General features: G+C 63.3%; 13 protein-coding genes. 8 read left to right on the top strand and 5 right to left on the bottom strand.

What is annotated here, in order from left to right:
• Positions 1 to 45: 45 nt before the first annotated feature.
• Complete coding sequence (gene phnD / locus ACRTG1_RS00635) at positions 46 to 1,047, bottom strand: phosphate/phosphite/phosphonate ABC transporter substrate-binding protein (protein ID WP_206544814.1); 1,002 nt, start codon at positions 1,045 to 1,047, stop codon at positions 46 to 48.
• A gap of 226 nt (positions 1,048 to 1,273) precedes the next feature.
• Here phnD and ACRTG1_RS00630 point away from each other — a divergent pair, with 226 nt between their 5' ends.
• From ACRTG1_RS00630 to gndA, 3 genes are all read left to right on the top strand, one after another.
• A complete protein-coding gene (locus ACRTG1_RS00630) occupies positions 1,274 to 2,089 on the top strand; it encodes an HAD-IIB family hydrolase (RefSeq protein WP_432515766.1) in 816 nt (271 codons plus the stop codon).
• On the top strand, positions 2,089 to 2,859 hold the full coding sequence (locus tag ACRTG1_RS00625) for a DeoR/GlpR family DNA-binding transcription regulator (protein ID WP_113156971.1): 771 nt from the start codon (positions 2,089 to 2,091) through the stop codon (positions 2,857 to 2,859). The genes ACRTG1_RS00630 and ACRTG1_RS00625 overlap by 1 nt, the downstream gene beginning before the upstream one ends.
• A gap of 104 nt (positions 2,860 to 2,963) precedes the next feature.
• Positions 2,964 to 4,376 (top strand): NADP-dependent phosphogluconate dehydrogenase, encoded by a 1,413-nt coding sequence (gndA, locus tag ACRTG1_RS00620; protein ID WP_432515534.1) that lies wholly within the window; start codon positions 2,964 to 2,966, stop codon positions 4,374 to 4,376.
• Positions 4,377 to 4,443: 67 nt separating this feature from the next.
• Here gndA and ACRTG1_RS00615 read toward each other — a convergent pair whose 3' ends face one another.
• The 4 genes from ACRTG1_RS00615 to trpB form a co-directional block, all read right to left on the bottom strand.
• Positions 4,444 to 4,986: a peroxiredoxin gene (locus ACRTG1_RS00615; RefSeq protein WP_113156973.1), complete on the bottom strand. Its 543-nt coding sequence runs from the start codon at positions 4,984 to 4,986 to the stop codon at positions 4,444 to 4,446.
• A 184-nt stretch (positions 4,987 to 5,170) separates the two neighbouring features.
• Entirely contained in the window at positions 5,171 to 5,779 is a 609-nt protein-coding gene (locus ACRTG1_RS00610; RefSeq protein ID WP_432515533.1) for a LysE family translocator, read from the bottom strand.
• Positions 5,780 to 5,861: 82 nt separating this feature from the next.
• A complete protein-coding gene (trpA, locus tag ACRTG1_RS00605; RefSeq protein ID WP_432515532.1) occupies positions 5,862 to 6,692 on the bottom strand; it encodes a tryptophan synthase subunit alpha in 831 nt (276 codons plus the stop codon).
• 48 nt (positions 6,693 to 6,740) lie between these two features.
• Positions 6,741 to 7,961 (bottom strand): tryptophan synthase subunit beta, encoded by a 1,221-nt coding sequence (gene trpB, locus ACRTG1_RS00600; protein ID WP_299935743.1) that lies wholly within the window; start codon positions 7,959 to 7,961, stop codon positions 6,741 to 6,743.
• Positions 7,962 to 8,168: 207 nt separating this feature from the next.
• Here trpB and ACRTG1_RS00595 point away from each other — a divergent pair, with 207 nt between their 5' ends.
• The 5 genes from ACRTG1_RS00595 to ACRTG1_RS00575 all read left to right on the top strand — a co-directional run bounded on the left by ACRTG1_RS00595 (position 8,169) and on the right by ACRTG1_RS00575 (position 14,223).
• Positions 8,169 to 9,152 carry an AraC family transcriptional regulator gene (locus tag ACRTG1_RS00595; RefSeq protein ID WP_432515531.1) on the top strand — a complete coding sequence of 328 codons (984 nt, stop codon included), beginning with the start codon at positions 8,169 to 8,171 and terminating at the stop codon, positions 9,150 to 9,152.
• 200 nt (positions 9,153 to 9,352) lie between these two features.
• A complete protein-coding gene (locus ACRTG1_RS00590; protein WP_432515530.1) occupies positions 9,353 to 10,810 on the top strand; it encodes an FGGY family carbohydrate kinase in 1,458 nt (485 codons plus the stop codon).
• A 40-nt stretch (positions 10,811 to 10,850) separates the two neighbouring features.
• Positions 10,851 to 11,765: a sugar ABC transporter substrate-binding protein gene (locus ACRTG1_RS00585; protein ID WP_224873706.1), complete on the top strand. Its 915-nt coding sequence runs from the start codon at positions 10,851 to 10,853 to the stop codon at positions 11,763 to 11,765.
• An 11-nt stretch (positions 11,766 to 11,776) separates the two neighbouring features.
• Complete coding sequence (locus tag ACRTG1_RS00580) at positions 11,777 to 13,297, top strand: sugar ABC transporter ATP-binding protein (protein WP_432515529.1); 1,521 nt, start codon at positions 11,777 to 11,779, stop codon at positions 13,295 to 13,297.
• On the top strand, positions 13,294 to 14,223 hold the full coding sequence (locus tag ACRTG1_RS00575) for an ABC transporter permease (RefSeq protein ID WP_113156980.1): 930 nt from the start codon (positions 13,294 to 13,296) through the stop codon (positions 14,221 to 14,223). Before ACRTG1_RS00580 ends, ACRTG1_RS00575 begins: the two co-directional genes overlap by 4 nt.
• Position 14,224: the final 1 nt, after the last annotated feature.

Genomic DNA, 14,224 nt, shown 5'->3' with positions numbered 1-14,224 from the left:
AAGCGGGCGGAGACCAAGCCCCGGGGTCTCACGCCCGCAGTAACGTCACTCTTTTGCGAGGCCCTGCGGCGTATATTCCACGCCATTCGCCTTCTGGATCTCGCGGATCACGGCCCAGTCCTTCTGATAGGTCACGGGCACGAACTTGCTCACGCCCGAGAACTCCTCGCCAAGCGCGGTGCCTGCGAAATCAAAGGAGAAGAAGGCCTCCTTGATCTTTTCCACCAGTGCCGGATCGAGGTCGTGCGCATAGGTGTAGGAAGTGGTCGGGAACGGATCGGACTCCCAGACAATCTTCACCTCTTCCGGATCGTAGAGATCGCGCTCGGCCATGCGGTCCACGACTTCAGAAGCCACCGGTGCGGCGTCATAGTCGCCAGCCACCACGCCCAGCATGGACTGGTCGTGCGAGCCGGAATAGACAACCTCGTAATCCTGCTCCGGCACAACGCCGAGCCCGGGGAACAGCGCGCGCGGTGCGAGATTGCCCGAGTTGGAAGTGGGCGAGGTGTGGGCAATGCGCTTGCCCTTCAGGTCGCCCATCTCGTTAATGCCGGAATCCTTGCGGGTGTAGACCTGCAGCTTGTAGCCGAAGCGGCCGTCTTCCGATCCCATGATGGCGAATGGCACAGCGCCGGCGAGATTGACGGCAAACGGCGTCGGACCGGTCGAGAAGCCGGCAATATGCAGGCGGCCGCTGCGCATCGCTTCCACCTCGGCAGAGTTCGACTGCACGGCGAAGAACTGCACGTCCTTGCCGGTCACGTCCTCCAGATGCGCGATGAAGGGCTCCCAGATGTCCTCATAGATCGCGGGGTCTTCCACCGGCGTGTAGGCGAAAACCAGCGTGTCAGGGTTGGAAAGCTTTGACGGGTCGCTCGGCGTGTCCGCCACCAGATCTTCATTGGCGTCGCAATACATCGCGTCCAGCTGGCCGCGATTGGCGCAATCCTGCGCCTGCGCGGCGGTGCCGGCCAGCAGTGCGGACAGGCCAAACAGCGCCGCTGCGGCGCCCCCGGCAAAACGGGTGTCGGTCGTCATGGGCATGTTCGTTTCTCCTCCAATGTGGGCTTTTCGGCCCACCTCTCCCTTTCAGACGCGATGGAATGCATCCGATTGCAAAAATCGTATCGAATTTTTGTGGTAGTTTGCAACATTCAAATATTCAGAATTTGGAAAACCCTCGAAAACGCAGAAAAATGCAGCTACAAGCTTGGCAAAACGCTCAGTTTTGGAGAAGCATGCGGTGGCGGCAGTGACGGCGAAAAACGTGATGACCGGGGTTCCGGCTCCGAAACCCTTTGGCGAAATGTCCGCCGCGCGGCTGGCCGGCATTGAATTCGTTCTCACCGATATCGACGATACGCTGACCACCGAAGGCCGTCTTCCGGCACAAGCCTATCACGCGCTGGAACAGCTCCATGAGGCGGGCATCACGGTTGTGCCGGTCACCGGTCGCCCGGCCGGCTGGTGTGATCTCATTGCCCGGCTCTGGCCTGTCGATGCGGTTGTCGGCGAGAACGGCGCGTTTTATTTCGCCTGCTCGCCACAGGGCGGCATGACCCGCGAATTTGCACAGTCTGCCGAGGAGCGGAGCGAGGGCCGTCGCCGGCTGAATGTACTCGCCGATGTCATCTTCAGGGCGGTTCCGCGCGCGCGTCTTTCTGCGGACCAGACATTCCGCGAGGCGGATCTCGCCATCGATTTTGCCGAAGACGGCCCGCGCCTCGACGACGCCGAGATTGCCCAGATCGTGACCTCTTTCGAAGAGGCCGGCGCTGTTGCGAAAGTGTCATCCATTCATGTCAATGGATGGTTTGGCCAGTACGACAAACTGGCGATGACCCGTAGCCTGTTTACCCGGCGTTATGGCCTCGACCTCGAAAAGGCGGGTGACAAAGTGATTTTCGTAGGCGATTCCCCGAACGACGCACCCATGTTCGACTTCTTCGAAAACAGCATTGGCGTGGCCAATTTTGCCGACTTTCAGGACGGCACGGTCACGCCGCCCAAATGGATCACGCAGAATGCCGGCGGCGCAGGGTTTGCCGAAGTGGCCGACGCGATCCTTCAAGCCAGGGAGAGCTGATGGCGCGTCTCAGGAAAACCGCCCGCCGCGAACAGATCCTTCTGGAGTTGCAGCACCATCCACATGTGCGCACTTCAGAGCTTGCCACGCGGTTTGGCGTGTCGACCGAAACAGTACGCCGCGATGTCGAGGCGCTCAGCCAGGAAGGGCTGATCCGCCGGGCCTATGGCGGCGCTTCCATCGCGCCGATGGGCGCACAGCCGCCATTTGGAGAGCGCGACCGGGCGCGTATCGAGGAGCGGGCCATGATCGCGGCCCGCGCCGCCGAACTGGTTCGCCCCGGCGAAGTGCTGATGATCGACGCCGGCTCCACCACGCATCAGTTTGCGCTCAGTCTTGCCTCAGTCGCACGCGACCTAACGGTTCTCACCAACAGCGTCGCCGTCGCTTCCGCCCTGGCGCAGAACGAAACCATTCAGGTGGTCATCTGTCCGGGCGATTTCATGGCCCGCGAGGTGGGCATCTACGGCGCTGAAACCATCGATTTTATCGCCCGCTACAACGCCAACCGCGCCTTCATCGGCGCGAGCGGGCTGACAGCCGGGGGCATCACCGAGGTCAACCGGCTTGCCGTTGGCGTCAAGCGCGCCATGCTGCGCCAGGCGCTGGAAAGCTACCTTCTCGTCGATCACTCCAAGTTCGACGTCAACCTGCTCGCCACGGTCGAGCCGCTTTCCGCGCTCACCGGCCTTGTCACCAACGAGCAGCCAACCGGCCCCCTGGCGAAGGCGCTTTCCGATGCCCGCGTCGAGGTGCATGTCGCCGGTTGATTCACAACACTTTCCACACTGGCGCGGATGCATCGAAACATCGTCTGGTGCATAGTGCCGCCCCAAGGTCAGAACCCACTTCTGACGAACCGGAGAATTGAAGAATGTCGAAAGCGGATATCGGCCTGATCGGCCTCGGAGTCATGGGTGCGAACCTCGCCCTCAACATCGCCGAGAAGGGGCACACGATCGCCGTCAACAACCGCTCCACGCCTAAGATCGACGCCTTTGTCGAGCAGGCCCGCACCGAAGGCCTGGCCGAGCGCGTCCTGCCAGAGGCAGACCTCGCTGCCTTCGTGCAGTCGGTAAAGAAACCGCGTTCCATCATCATCATGGTCAAGGCCGGCAAACCGGTCGACGACATGATCGAGCAGCTTCTGCCATTGCTTGATGAGGGCGACGCCATTCTGGAATGCGGCAACTCGCTCTTCAGCGACACGCAGCGCCGTTTCGATTATCTGAAGCCCAAGGGCATCGGATATCTCGGCGTCGGCGTTTCCGGTGGCGCCGAAGGCGCGCGCCATGGCCCCTCCATCATGGTCGGCGGTTCCAAGGCGCAATGGCATGACGCGGAAGCCGTGCTCACCTCCATTGCCGCAAAATTCAAGGGCGAGCCCTGCGTTGCCTGGCTTGGAGAGGGCGGGGCCGGCCATTTCGTCAAGACGATCCACAACGGCATCGAATATGGCGACATGCAGATGATCGCCGAGGTATATGGCGTGATGCGCGACGGGCTCGGCATGGACGCTGCAGCCTGCGCCGAGGTTTTCAAACGCTGGAATGAAGGCCCGCTCAACTCCTATCTGATCGAGATCACGGGGCATGTGCTCGAAGCCATTGATGGCGAGAGCGACAGGCCGCTCGTGGACGTCATTCTCGACAGGGCAGGGCAGAAGGGCACCGGCGTCTGGTCGGCAATCGCCGCACAGGAACTCGGCGTGCCGGCAACGGCCATCGAGGGTGCAGTCGCAGCCCGTTCCATCTCGTCGCGCAAGCAGGAGCGCATCGCGGCGGAAGCGCTTTACGGCAAGCGCGAAGGCAAGGTCGATATCTCCATCGACGATCTGGAAAAGGCGCTGCTTGCCGGCAAGATCGTTTCTTACACGCAGGGTTTCTCCGTCATCGCCCGCGCGTCCGAAGAACAGGGCTGGGGGCTTGAACTTGCCACCATCGCCAGGATCTGGCGCGCCGGCTGCATCATCCGCTCCCGCTTCCTCGACCAGATGGCGAGCGCCTTTGCCGGCGATGCGGCCACCAATCTCCTGATGGTCCCGGATTTCGCGGAACTGATGAAAGAAGCAAGCCCCGCGCTTCGCCGCGTGGTCGCCACCGGCGCGCTGGGTGAGCTGCCGCTGATCTGCCTTTCCTCGGCGCTTTCCTATTTCGACAGCTACCGGCAGGCGCGCGGCACGGCCAATCTCATTCAGGGCCAGCGCGACTTCTTCGGCTCCCACGGCTTCGAGATCGAAGGGCGCGGAGCGGATCTGCACGGCGACTGGCCGTCTCTGGTCGAATAGGCCGCATAAAGAAAAAGGCCCGGGTGGCGATGCCATCCGAGCCTTTCAATTCGATGCTTCAAAAAGCTTAGGCAGCCTGCGCTTCGCCGGCCTTCAGAGCTTCCAGAACGGTCTGCGGCGAGGAAACGCCATAAGGATCGCTCTCGCAATTGTCGGAGAAGCCTTCTTCCTCGAACCACTTCTCGATCACGCCGTTGTTGACCACGGCGGCGTAACGCCAGGAGCGCATGCCAAAGCCGAGATTGTCCTTGGCAACGAGCATGCCCATCTTGCGGGTGAACTCACCCGAGCCATCCGGAATGAGCTTGACGTTGTTGAGGCCCTGAGCCTTGCCCCAGGCGTTCATCACGAAAGCGTCGTTGACGGAGATGCAGTAGATCTCGTCGATGCCCTCGGCCTGGAATTCCGGGTAGAGCTTCTCGAAATCGGGAAGCTGGTAGGTCGAGCAGGTGGGGGTGAAGGCGCCCGGCAGGGAGAACAGGACAACGCGCTTGCCGCCAAAGAAGTCGGCAGTCGTCTTGTCTTCCCAGCGGAACGGGTTCGGGCCTTCGATCGACTCGTCGCGAACGCGCGTGCGGAACGTGACGTCGGGAACTTTTCTCACGGTCATTGCTAATCCTCTGGCACAAACAAAGCTGATCCCGACCTGAGCCGGGCAGCCTGGATATGGAAATCTTGAACTCCGGCTGCCGGGAGGGTGCGCCGGATGAGACGGCCGGAATAGAGCATTTTGTCGCGGCGAAGTGAAGGCCCGACACTGCGGCAATCCGCAGCATTTTTCCCTTGATTCCGTGCTAATTCCGCGAAACTGCCATGGTTCCGCCAGAAACGATCAGAACCGCCCCTACCAACCGGTTCAGATGGACGAAAACGCGCTCGGATTTCAGCAGTTTGCCAAGCACGACGCCGCTGACCACGTAAAGCGCGACAGCAACCACTTCGAGCGCGAGGAACACCCCGCCCATGGCGGCAAGCTGGCTCCAGGCCGGCTGCGATGCGTCGATGAACTGCGGGAAGAAAGCGGTGAAGACGGCAATCGCCTTCGGGTTGCTGATGGCAATCACGAAATCGCGGCGCATCAGTGTGCCAATGGCGGTATCCAGCGAAGTAGCGTTCGCCAGCGCGCGCGCCTTGCGCCAGAACTGGATGCCCACATAAATGAGATAGGCCGCACCCACCAGTTTGATGATGGTGAAGGCCGTGGCAGACGCCGCCAGCACCGTGCCGAGCCCGACAATGGTGACCGCGATCAGGAAAACGAAAGCCGGCATGCGGCCAAGTCCACCCAGAAGCGCCGGCACAAAGCCAAGCCGCGCCGCGTTGGAAAAGGTCAGCATGTTGTTCGGGCCGGGGGCGCAGTTCAACGCGAAACAGGCCGGAATGAAGATCGACCAGGCAATCATCTGGGGTATCCTTGGCGAGAAAGCTGCGGCGATCCTTAAACAGATCGCCGGATTGGGCCAAGAATTCAGATCGGGAAAAGCGTTACGCCATCTGCTTTGAGCGCACGCCGTCCGCAAGCCCTTTGACGAGGGTCGCAACGGCCTCGGCGGGGTCTTCGATCCTGTTGCCATCGGCGTCGTAACACTGTGCGATGGTCGCCACGATGGCGCTGCCGACGACAACACCGTCCGCGACCTCGCCAATCGCCCGCGCCTGGCGCGCCGTCTTCACCCCGAACCCGACGCAGATCGGCAGGTCCGTGTGTTCCTTGATGCGCGAAACCGCAGCCGAAACATTGTTCGTGTCCGGCAGGGCCGAACCCGTCACACCCGTCATCGACACGTAATAGACGAAACCCGACGTGTTCTCCAGCACCTTCGGCAGGCGCTCTTCGTCGGTCGTCGGCGTGGCAAGACGAATGAAGTTCAGCCCCGCTTTGATGGCCGGAACGCAAAGCTCCTGATCCATCTCCGGCGGCAGGTCGACGATGATCAGACCGTCAATGCCCGCTTCCTTCGCATCGGAGAGGAAGCGGTCCACACCATAGATGTAGATCGGGTTGTAATAGCCCATCATCACGATGGGTGTGTCGTCGTCGTCTTCCCGGAAATCCCGCGCCATCCGGAGCGTCCTGGAAAGCGTCTGCCCGCCTTTGAGCGCGCGCAGGCCGGCGGCCTGAATGGCCGGGCCGTCGGCCATCGGGTCGGAGAAGGGCATGCCCAGCTCGATCACGTCGCTGCCCGCCGCAGGCAGCGCCTTCATGATCGACAGCGCGGTCTCATAGTCCGGGTCGCCGCCCATGAAATAGGTCACGAGCGCGGGACGGTTCTCTTCCTTCAGCCGCGCAAAGCGGCGGTCAATGCGGGTGGTCATGGGAGGATGCTTTCTCTTCGGACAGATTGTGGGTTCGGATCCTGCGGCTCAGATCTCCATGCCGAGCATCTTTCCAACGGTATGCACGTCCTTGTCTCCGCGACCGGAGAAATTGACGATCATGATCTGGTCCTTGCCCATGGTCGGCGCAAGCTTGATCGCATGGGCAATCGCATGGGCCGATTCCAGCGCCGGGATGATGCCCTCAAGACGCGTCGTCATCTGGAACGCCTCAATCGCCTCATCGTCCAGAACGGGCGAGTAGATCACACGGCCTGAATCCTTCAGCCAGCTGTGCTCCGGCCCGACACCGGGATAGTCCAGCCCCGCAGACACCGAATGCCCGTCGAGGATCTGCCCGTCATCGTTCTGCAACAGATAGGTGCGGTTGCCATGCAGCACGCCCGGACGGCCAGCCGTCATGGAAGCGCAGTGCTCGTCGCCCTCCAGCCCGTGGCCGCCAGCCTCGACGCCGTGGATCTCCACCTGGCGGTCATCGAGGAAGGGGTGGAACAGGCCGATGGCGTTCGAGCCGCCGCCCACCGCCGCCACGATGGCGTCGGGCAGCCGGCCCTCCAGCTCCTGGATCTGCTCGCGCGCTTCCGTGCCGATCACCGACTGAAGATCGCGCACCAGCTCGGGATAGGGATGCGGGCCTGCAGCCGTGCCGATCAGGTAATAGGTGTCCTCGACATTGGTCACCCAGTCGCGCAGCGCCTCGTTCATGGCGTCTTTCAGCGTGCCATGCCCCGAAGAGACCGGCTTCACCTCGGCGCCCAGAAGATGCATGCGGAAGACGTTCGGCTTCTGCCGCTCCACATCGGTCGCGCCCATATAGACCACGCAGGGCAGGCCGAAGCGGGCCGACACGGTGGCCGAGGCTACGCCATGCTGACCGGCCCCGGTCTCGGCGATGATGCGGGTCTTGCCCATGCGCTTGGCGAGCAGGATCTGGCCGAGGCAATTGTTGATCTTGTGCGAACCGGTGTGGTTCAAATCCTCGCGCTTGAAATAGATCTTCGCGCCGCCCAGATGCTCGGTCAGGCGTTCTGCGAAATAGAGCGGCGAGGGACGGCCCGTATAGTGACGGCCGAGATATTCGAGCTCCGCTCGAAACGCCGGATCGTCCTTGGCCTCGTTCCAGTGTTTCTCCAGATCGAGGATCAGCGGCATCAGCGTTTCGGCAACGAACCGGCCGCCGAAAATGCCGAACATACCGTCATCATCCGGGCCAATCCGGAAGGAATTGGGTTCAATGGGTGCAGTCATGCGTGCGCGTCCCCTTGTTGCTTTTCGCCCATTCACACATGGCGGACAGGGACAAGTCAAACACATGTCTCACCGCAAGACTTTCAGCAATTTATTGAAATATCTACCAAAATCACCGTCCGCCGATGTTCGATTACCCGCGACTTGTCCCTTTCGCGGCTCAGCTTCCAGTGGACAGGATGATCCCGCCTGATATCTTTACGCCCCATGGTGGTGACTGATCTCATCGACGCGTCGCAAAGGCTTGGCCGGGTTCCCGGCCTGCATTCGCTTGACGTTGCGGAGGCTGAGGCCGCCATCGGCGCGCGCTACAGGCCGCATCGCCTTCTGATGCCGTCCGGCGAAGCATCGCTCGACTTCCGGCACCATGCCGTCGCGGGCGAGGGGGCTTCTCTCAATCTCCTGCGCTATGGCCCCGACATCGAGGTCGAAGCCGGCATTTTCGACACGTTCTACATGCTGGAGTTCCCGCTTTCCGGCGGAGTGGACATTCTCTACGGGCGCGACCGTGTCGCGTCGCGTCCGGGTCATGGCCTCATCCTGTCTCCCGGGCCGTTCGTGCGCTCCAACTGGCGTCCGAGCACCACGCAGGTGATGTTGCGGCTGGAGCGCGATTTCGTCGAGCGTTCCTGGCAGCGTTACACGGGCGATCCGGTGCGCCGCACGCCGTTCTTCAAGCCGGAGATCGACCTCGACACGCCGGTCGGGCGGCGGCTGGCGCGTCTCTTCGGGCTCATGGTCGCGGAAGAAATCGAGGCCGCCGACAGCACGGCTCTTTCGCCCATGCCTCTCGTCAATGCGGTTCTGGAAACGCTCTTTGCCCATGTGCCCTGCCGCGAGGCAGAGCCTTCGGCGCTCGCCGCCGCCGGTCCGCTGCCGCACTATGTGCTGAGCTTCAAGGCGCTGCTCGACGATCCGTCAGCGCTTCCGCTCACCGTATCGACGCTGTGCGAGCGACTTGAGGTGTCCCAACGCACGCTGACCACAGGCATGCGACGGTTCACCGGGCTCTCCCCGCATGATTATCTCACCATGCGCCGCATGGAGCATGCCCGGCTTCTGCTCGAGCATGGCGATCTGCCGGTCGCCACAATCGCCGCCCGCGTCGGATACGCCCATGCGGGACGGTTCGCCGCCGCCTTTCGGCGTTACTGCGGGCACAGCCCCGCACGCTCCAGAACCCTTTCCTGACGCATTTTCGGAAGCATCTGTCCCATTCGGGAAGCGAAATGCAGCTGTGCGCCGCCCCGGCGTTGACACGGGACGCGTCCAGACCTGCACTCACGGATCACCGCGCAAGAAAAAACGGGAACTGACCTTGCAAAAAGGCGCGTGCGCGGCGACACGGTGGGCAACATTGTTTTGTCCACTCCGTGAGAGGGAGGGTGGTTTTGAGCCGGGCTGTTCTGGCAATCGATATCGGGTCTTCGGCCCTGAAAGCCGTTCTGTTTTCGCAGGACGGCGCAATGCTTGCCACGCGCTCGGCGGCGATCTCCACCGTCTCCGGTGCAGACCGTTCGCAGACCCAGAACCCGGCAGACTGGTGGGCCGCGCTGGTCAGCGCGCTTGCCGATATGCCATACAGGCCGGATGTCGCGGCGCTGGTTTTCACCGGCTCCATGCAGAACCTGATTGTTCTCTCGCCCGAAGGCGAAGCACTCGCGCCCGCCGCGCTCTATTCCGACCGCCGCCTCGATGAAGACGAGATTGCCGCGCTCGAAGCCCGCCTGCCGGGCGATTATGCAAAGCGCGTCGGCAACCGTCCGGACCCTGCGCACACGATCTTCAAGCTCATGCGGCTTGACCGTTTCGCACCGGATCTTCCGGGCGAACACCGCTTCTTCTTCGGCGCGAAGGATGCCGTCACATTCAGGCTCACGGGCCGGGCCGTGATCGATCCCACCGTTGCCTCCACCACAGGCCTGATGAACATCGCAGAGCGGTGCTGGGATGCCGAACTGCTCGCCACTGCCGGTGTTGAGGCGTCGCGCCTGCCCGAAATTCTCCCGGCCGATGCGATCGTCGGTCCACTGCGCGCGGAAGCTGCCGCAGCGCTCGGCCTTGTCGCGGGCATCCCGGTGTTCAATGGCGCGGGCGATGCCGCGGCCGCCACCTGGGGCGCCGCCGCTGACGAACCGGGCCGGGCCTACGCCTATCTCGGGACCACCGGCTGGGTTGCGGCCACGCTCACCATGCAGGATGCCGCGCCCCCGCGTGACATCTACACGCTTGCCGATCCGGTCCATCCCGACCGCGCAATCATCATCTCGCCATTTCTGACGGCGGGCGCGGCCATGGACTGGCTCGCCGAAATCACGGGCGAGAGTGTCGAAGCCCTGCTGGAAGCGGCTGTGATGGCGGACGATGCGCGCGCCGCGCCGCTCTTCCTGCCCTATCTCTCCGGCGAGCGCGCTCCATTCGAGGATCAGCGCGTGCGCGGCGCATTCCTTGGCCTCGACCGCACCCATGGCAAGGGCGCAATGGCGCGCGCCGTGCTCGAAGGCGTGGCCTTCGCCATCCGCCACAATCTGGAAACCGCCGGCCTGCCGCCGTCGCCGCTCACCGTCATTGGCGGTGCGGCGCGCGATGCGCTCCAACGGCGCACGCTCGCCAATGTTCTGAAGCGCGAGATCGCCTTTCCCGATGCAAGTCAGGAGATGACGGCGCTGGGCGCGCTGCGCATGATCGCCGCAAAGGCCGGTCTCTCACTTGCCGCCATGGATGCGCCGCCCGTTCTCGCGCCTGATACAACCAATGACGCCCCTCATGCCCAGCGCTGCGACAGCCGCTATGAGGCCTATCTCGCAGCATCCCGTTTCGCGCGGGAACAGGCCCGCCTGCTGACGTAAACGAAAGAAACGAAAACCGTTCAACGGATCGGAGGAAATGATGAAACGCCTGCTTCTCACCACAGCCGCACTGGCCGGTCTTGCTCACGCAACTACGGCCAATGCCGAGGACATCGCGGTGCTGACGCCCTATTTGAGCTCCGTTGCCACCAATGAAATGGTCGAGACCTTCACGAAAGAATCGCAGGCGAAGGGCTGGACGGTCAATGTGGTCGACACGCGCGGCGACTTTCAGCAGCTCGCAAGCCGTGTGGAAGACGTCACCAATGCGGGCGCGGACGCCATCGTTCTGGTCAGCGTCGATCCCAACCAGATCGGCGATCAGGTTGCAGCCGCGGCCGGCAAGAACATTCCCGTTTTCGTGCTGGACGGCGCGCTTGCCGATGGCGTGACCGCCAACATCACCACCGACAATTTCGCGCTTGGCACCATCCTCTCGGACTATCTGTTCGAGGCGCTGGGCGGCGAAGGCAAGATCGTCAAATTCTTCCACTCGGCGCATCCGGGCGTTCGCCAGCGTGAGCTGGCGCTGGATGAAGCGCTGAAGAAGGATCCGGATTTCGAGGTCATTGCCGAGCATTACGTGCAGGTGCCGGGCCCCATCGACAATGCGCGGCAGGCCATGGAGACCTTCATTCGCCAGTATGGCGAGGAGATCGACGGCGTCTGGGCCGCCTGGGATGAGCCCGCCGTCGGCGCGCTGCTCGCCATCCAGAGCGACATGCCCGATGCAGACATCGTCATCGCCGGCATTGACGGCAACCCGCAGGCGATCGACCTGATCGAACAGTGCACCAACCTCGCCGCCACGGTGCGGCAGGATTTTCCGGGCATTGCGAGCGCCGCAGTCGGTGAGATAGAAACCGTTCTGGGCGGCGGCGAACCTTCCTCCCGCGAGATTTTCGTGGAGGCCAAGGTGATCGACCGCGAAACGCTCGGCTCAAACTGCGAGTAAAACCCGCAAAAATGCTGGAGATCGCAGGGCTCACGAAACGGTTTGGCGGCGTCACGGCGCTCGATGGCGTGCGCCTCGACGTCGCCGCCGGCCGTGTGCATGCCCTTCTGGGGGAGAACGGGGCCGGCAAGTCCACCCTGCTCAAATGCCTCTCCGGCGTGCACCGGGCGGATGCCGGCGCAATGCGCCTTTCCGGCAGGGATTTTGAGCCTGCCAGTCCCCGCGCGGCGGAAGCCGCCGGTCTGCGCTCCGTGCATCAGGAACTCAATCTCGTTCCCGGCTTTACGGCCTATGAAAACGCCTATGTGGGCCGGGCCTATCCCCGCCGTTTCGGCCGCGTCGACTGGAAGGCGATGCGCACGCGCTTCGCGGCCCTGCGGGACCGTTACAGTCTCGACCTGGATATCGACGCGCCGGTTGGTCGCCTCTCGGTTGCCAAATGCCAAATCGTGGAGATCCTGCGCGCGCTGATGGACGATGCGCAGGTGCTAATCCTGGACGAGCCCACCGCCTCGCTGAGCGAGGATGAAGCGACCGTCCTGCGCCGCATCGTGCGCGATCTGGCCGATCAGGGTTGCGCCATCATCTTCGTGTCGCACCGGCTCGACGAGGTGTTCGCGCTGGCCGATGACTACACGGTGCTGCGCAATGGCCGATCTGTCGGCAGCGGGCGGATCGCCGACACCTCGCGCGACGGGATCGTCGCGCTCATGGCGGGCGAGGCGTTTCGGCATGAACGCCATGGCGATGCGCGCGCGCCGGGCGAACCCGTTCTGGAGCTCTCGAATTTTCGCGCGGGCTCAGGCCGGTCGCCCATCGATCTGACCGTGCGCGCCGGCGAGATCGTCGGGCTCTACGGCGTGGTCGGCAGCGGGCGCTCAAGCCTGTTGCAGGCGATCTGGGGGGCGGCCGGACAGGCGCGGGGCCATATCGCGCTCGAAGGAGCATTGCTCCCACCATCCGGCATTGAAAGCCGCAAACGCGCCGGCGTCGCCTATGTCTGCGAAGACAGGCGCAACACCGGTCTCGTCATGCACCATTCCATTCTCGACAATGCCGTCCTGCCGCATCTGGAGCGGCATCGCGCGATGGAGGCCCTGCCGGTCGTTTCCTGGCGGCGGGCGCGGTCCGGCGTTCGCTCCGCGCTCGAAGGGCTCAGCGTCAAATATGGCGGCCTCGGCGACCGCATCTCGACCCTGTCGGGCGGCAATCAGCAGAAGATCATGATCGGCCGCTGGTTCGATCCATCGCTGAAACTGTTCCTGCTCGATGAGCCGACGCGCGGCGTGGATGTGCGTTCCAAGGCCGAAATCCATGCACTGTGCAATCGCCTTGCGGGCGAGGGCGCGGCCGTTCTCTTCGCCACCAGCGATCTTGAAGAACTCCTGATGCTCGCAAGCCGCGTCGTGGTCATGGCGCAGGGGGCCGTCACGCTTGATGCGCCCAACAGCGCCGTCACGCGCCAGTCCGTCATCGACGCCACCTTCCATGCCCCGCCGCCTGCGCCTTCCCAGCCGGAGACACGACCTTGAGCTTTTCCGCCCGCTACGGAACCCTGATCGGCCTTCTGGCCATCGTCGCCCTTTTTGCGGCGCTGTCGCCGGAGGCATTCGCCAAGGGCTCGAACCTCATCAACATCACCCAGCAGATGTCCCTTCTGGCCATCGTTGCGCTGGGGGCCACATTCGTCATGTCGCTGTCGGAATTCGATCTTTCGGTCGGCGCGGTGGTTTCCATGGCGGGCATTGTTTCCGTCACGCTGTTCGGGGCGGGGTGGGGCATCGTGCCGGTCATGCTGGTCACGCTCATTGCGGGTTTCGCCGTCGGCGCAGTCAGCGGGCTCGCCATCGCCACCTATCGCATGCCCAGCTTCATCGTCACGCTTGCCATGGGCACCATTGTCGGCGGCATCACCTACTGGATCAGCGATGGCGCAACGCTCTTCGGAAACATTCCGGTGGGCTTCCGCGATCTGGGCCGCGGCTATCTCGCCGGCATTCCCGTTCTGACCCTCTGGGCGCTCGCGGCAACACTGTTTGCGGCCTTCATCCTCGACCACACGGAGCTTGGCCGCCGCATCCTCGCCATTGGCGGCAACCGTGAGGCCGCGCGCCTGACCGGCGTGCGCATTGTGCCCAACAGTGTTTGGGCCTTCGGCCTTTGCACGCTCTTTGCCGCCCTTGCGGGCCTGCTTCTCACAGCGCGCCTTGGCAGCGCCCATCCGACCGGCGGCAACGGTTTCCTGCTTCAGGCCTATGCAGCTGTGTTCCTCGGCATGACCGCCTTCCGCGACGGGCAGGCGAATGCGCTCGGCACGCTTCTGGGCGCGGCGATCATCGCCGTGGTCGCCAATGGTCTCACCATTCTCGGTGTGCCGAACTACCTGCAGGACATCTTCACCGGCTTGATCATCATCGGCGCTGTGCTGGTGCGCAACATCGGCGGCAGGACGGCCTGAG

The organism is Nitratireductor sp. PBL-C9 (assembly GCF_050877045.1).
Lineage (GTDB): Bacteria > Pseudomonadota > Alphaproteobacteria > Rhizobiales > Rhizobiaceae > Nitratireductor > Nitratireductor aquimarinus.
This window is presented reverse-complemented; position numbering and strand designations above follow the sequence as displayed.

Coding starts and splice junctions, on each gene's coding strand:
- phnD (WP_206544814.1), bottom strand. CDS start 1,047: ATGCCCATGACGACCGACACCCGTTTTGCCGGGGGCGCCGCAGCGGCG.
- ACRTG1_RS00630 (WP_432515766.1), top strand. CDS start 1,274: ATGACCGGGGTTCCGGCTCCGAAACCCTTTGGCGAAATGTCCGCCGCG.
- ACRTG1_RS00625 (WP_113156971.1), top strand. CDS start 2,089: ATGGCGCGTCTCAGGAAAACCGCCCGCCGCGAACAGATCCTTCTGGAG.
- gndA (WP_432515534.1), top strand. CDS start 2,964: ATGTCGAAAGCGGATATCGGCCTGATCGGCCTCGGAGTCATGGGTGCG.
- ACRTG1_RS00615 (WP_113156973.1), bottom strand. CDS start 4,986: ATGACCGTGAGAAAAGTTCCCGACGTCACGTTCCGCACGCGCGTTCGC.
- ACRTG1_RS00610 (WP_432515533.1), bottom strand. CDS start 5,779: ATGATTGCCTGGTCGATCTTCATTCCGGCCTGTTTCGCGTTGAACTGC.
- trpA (WP_432515532.1), bottom strand. CDS start 6,692: ATGACCACCCGCATTGACCGCCGCTTTGCGCGGCTGAAGGAAGAGAAC.
- trpB (WP_299935743.1), bottom strand. CDS start 7,961: ATGACTGCACCCATTGAACCCAATTCCTTCCGGATTGGCCCGGATGAT.
- ACRTG1_RS00595 (WP_432515531.1), top strand. CDS start 8,169: ATGGTGGTGACTGATCTCATCGACGCGTCGCAAAGGCTTGGCCGGGTT.
- ACRTG1_RS00585 (WP_224873706.1), top strand. CDS start 10,851: ATGAAACGCCTGCTTCTCACCACAGCCGCACTGGCCGGTCTTGCTCAC.
- ACRTG1_RS00580 (WP_432515529.1), top strand. CDS start 11,777: ATGCTGGAGATCGCAGGGCTCACGAAACGGTTTGGCGGCGTCACGGCG.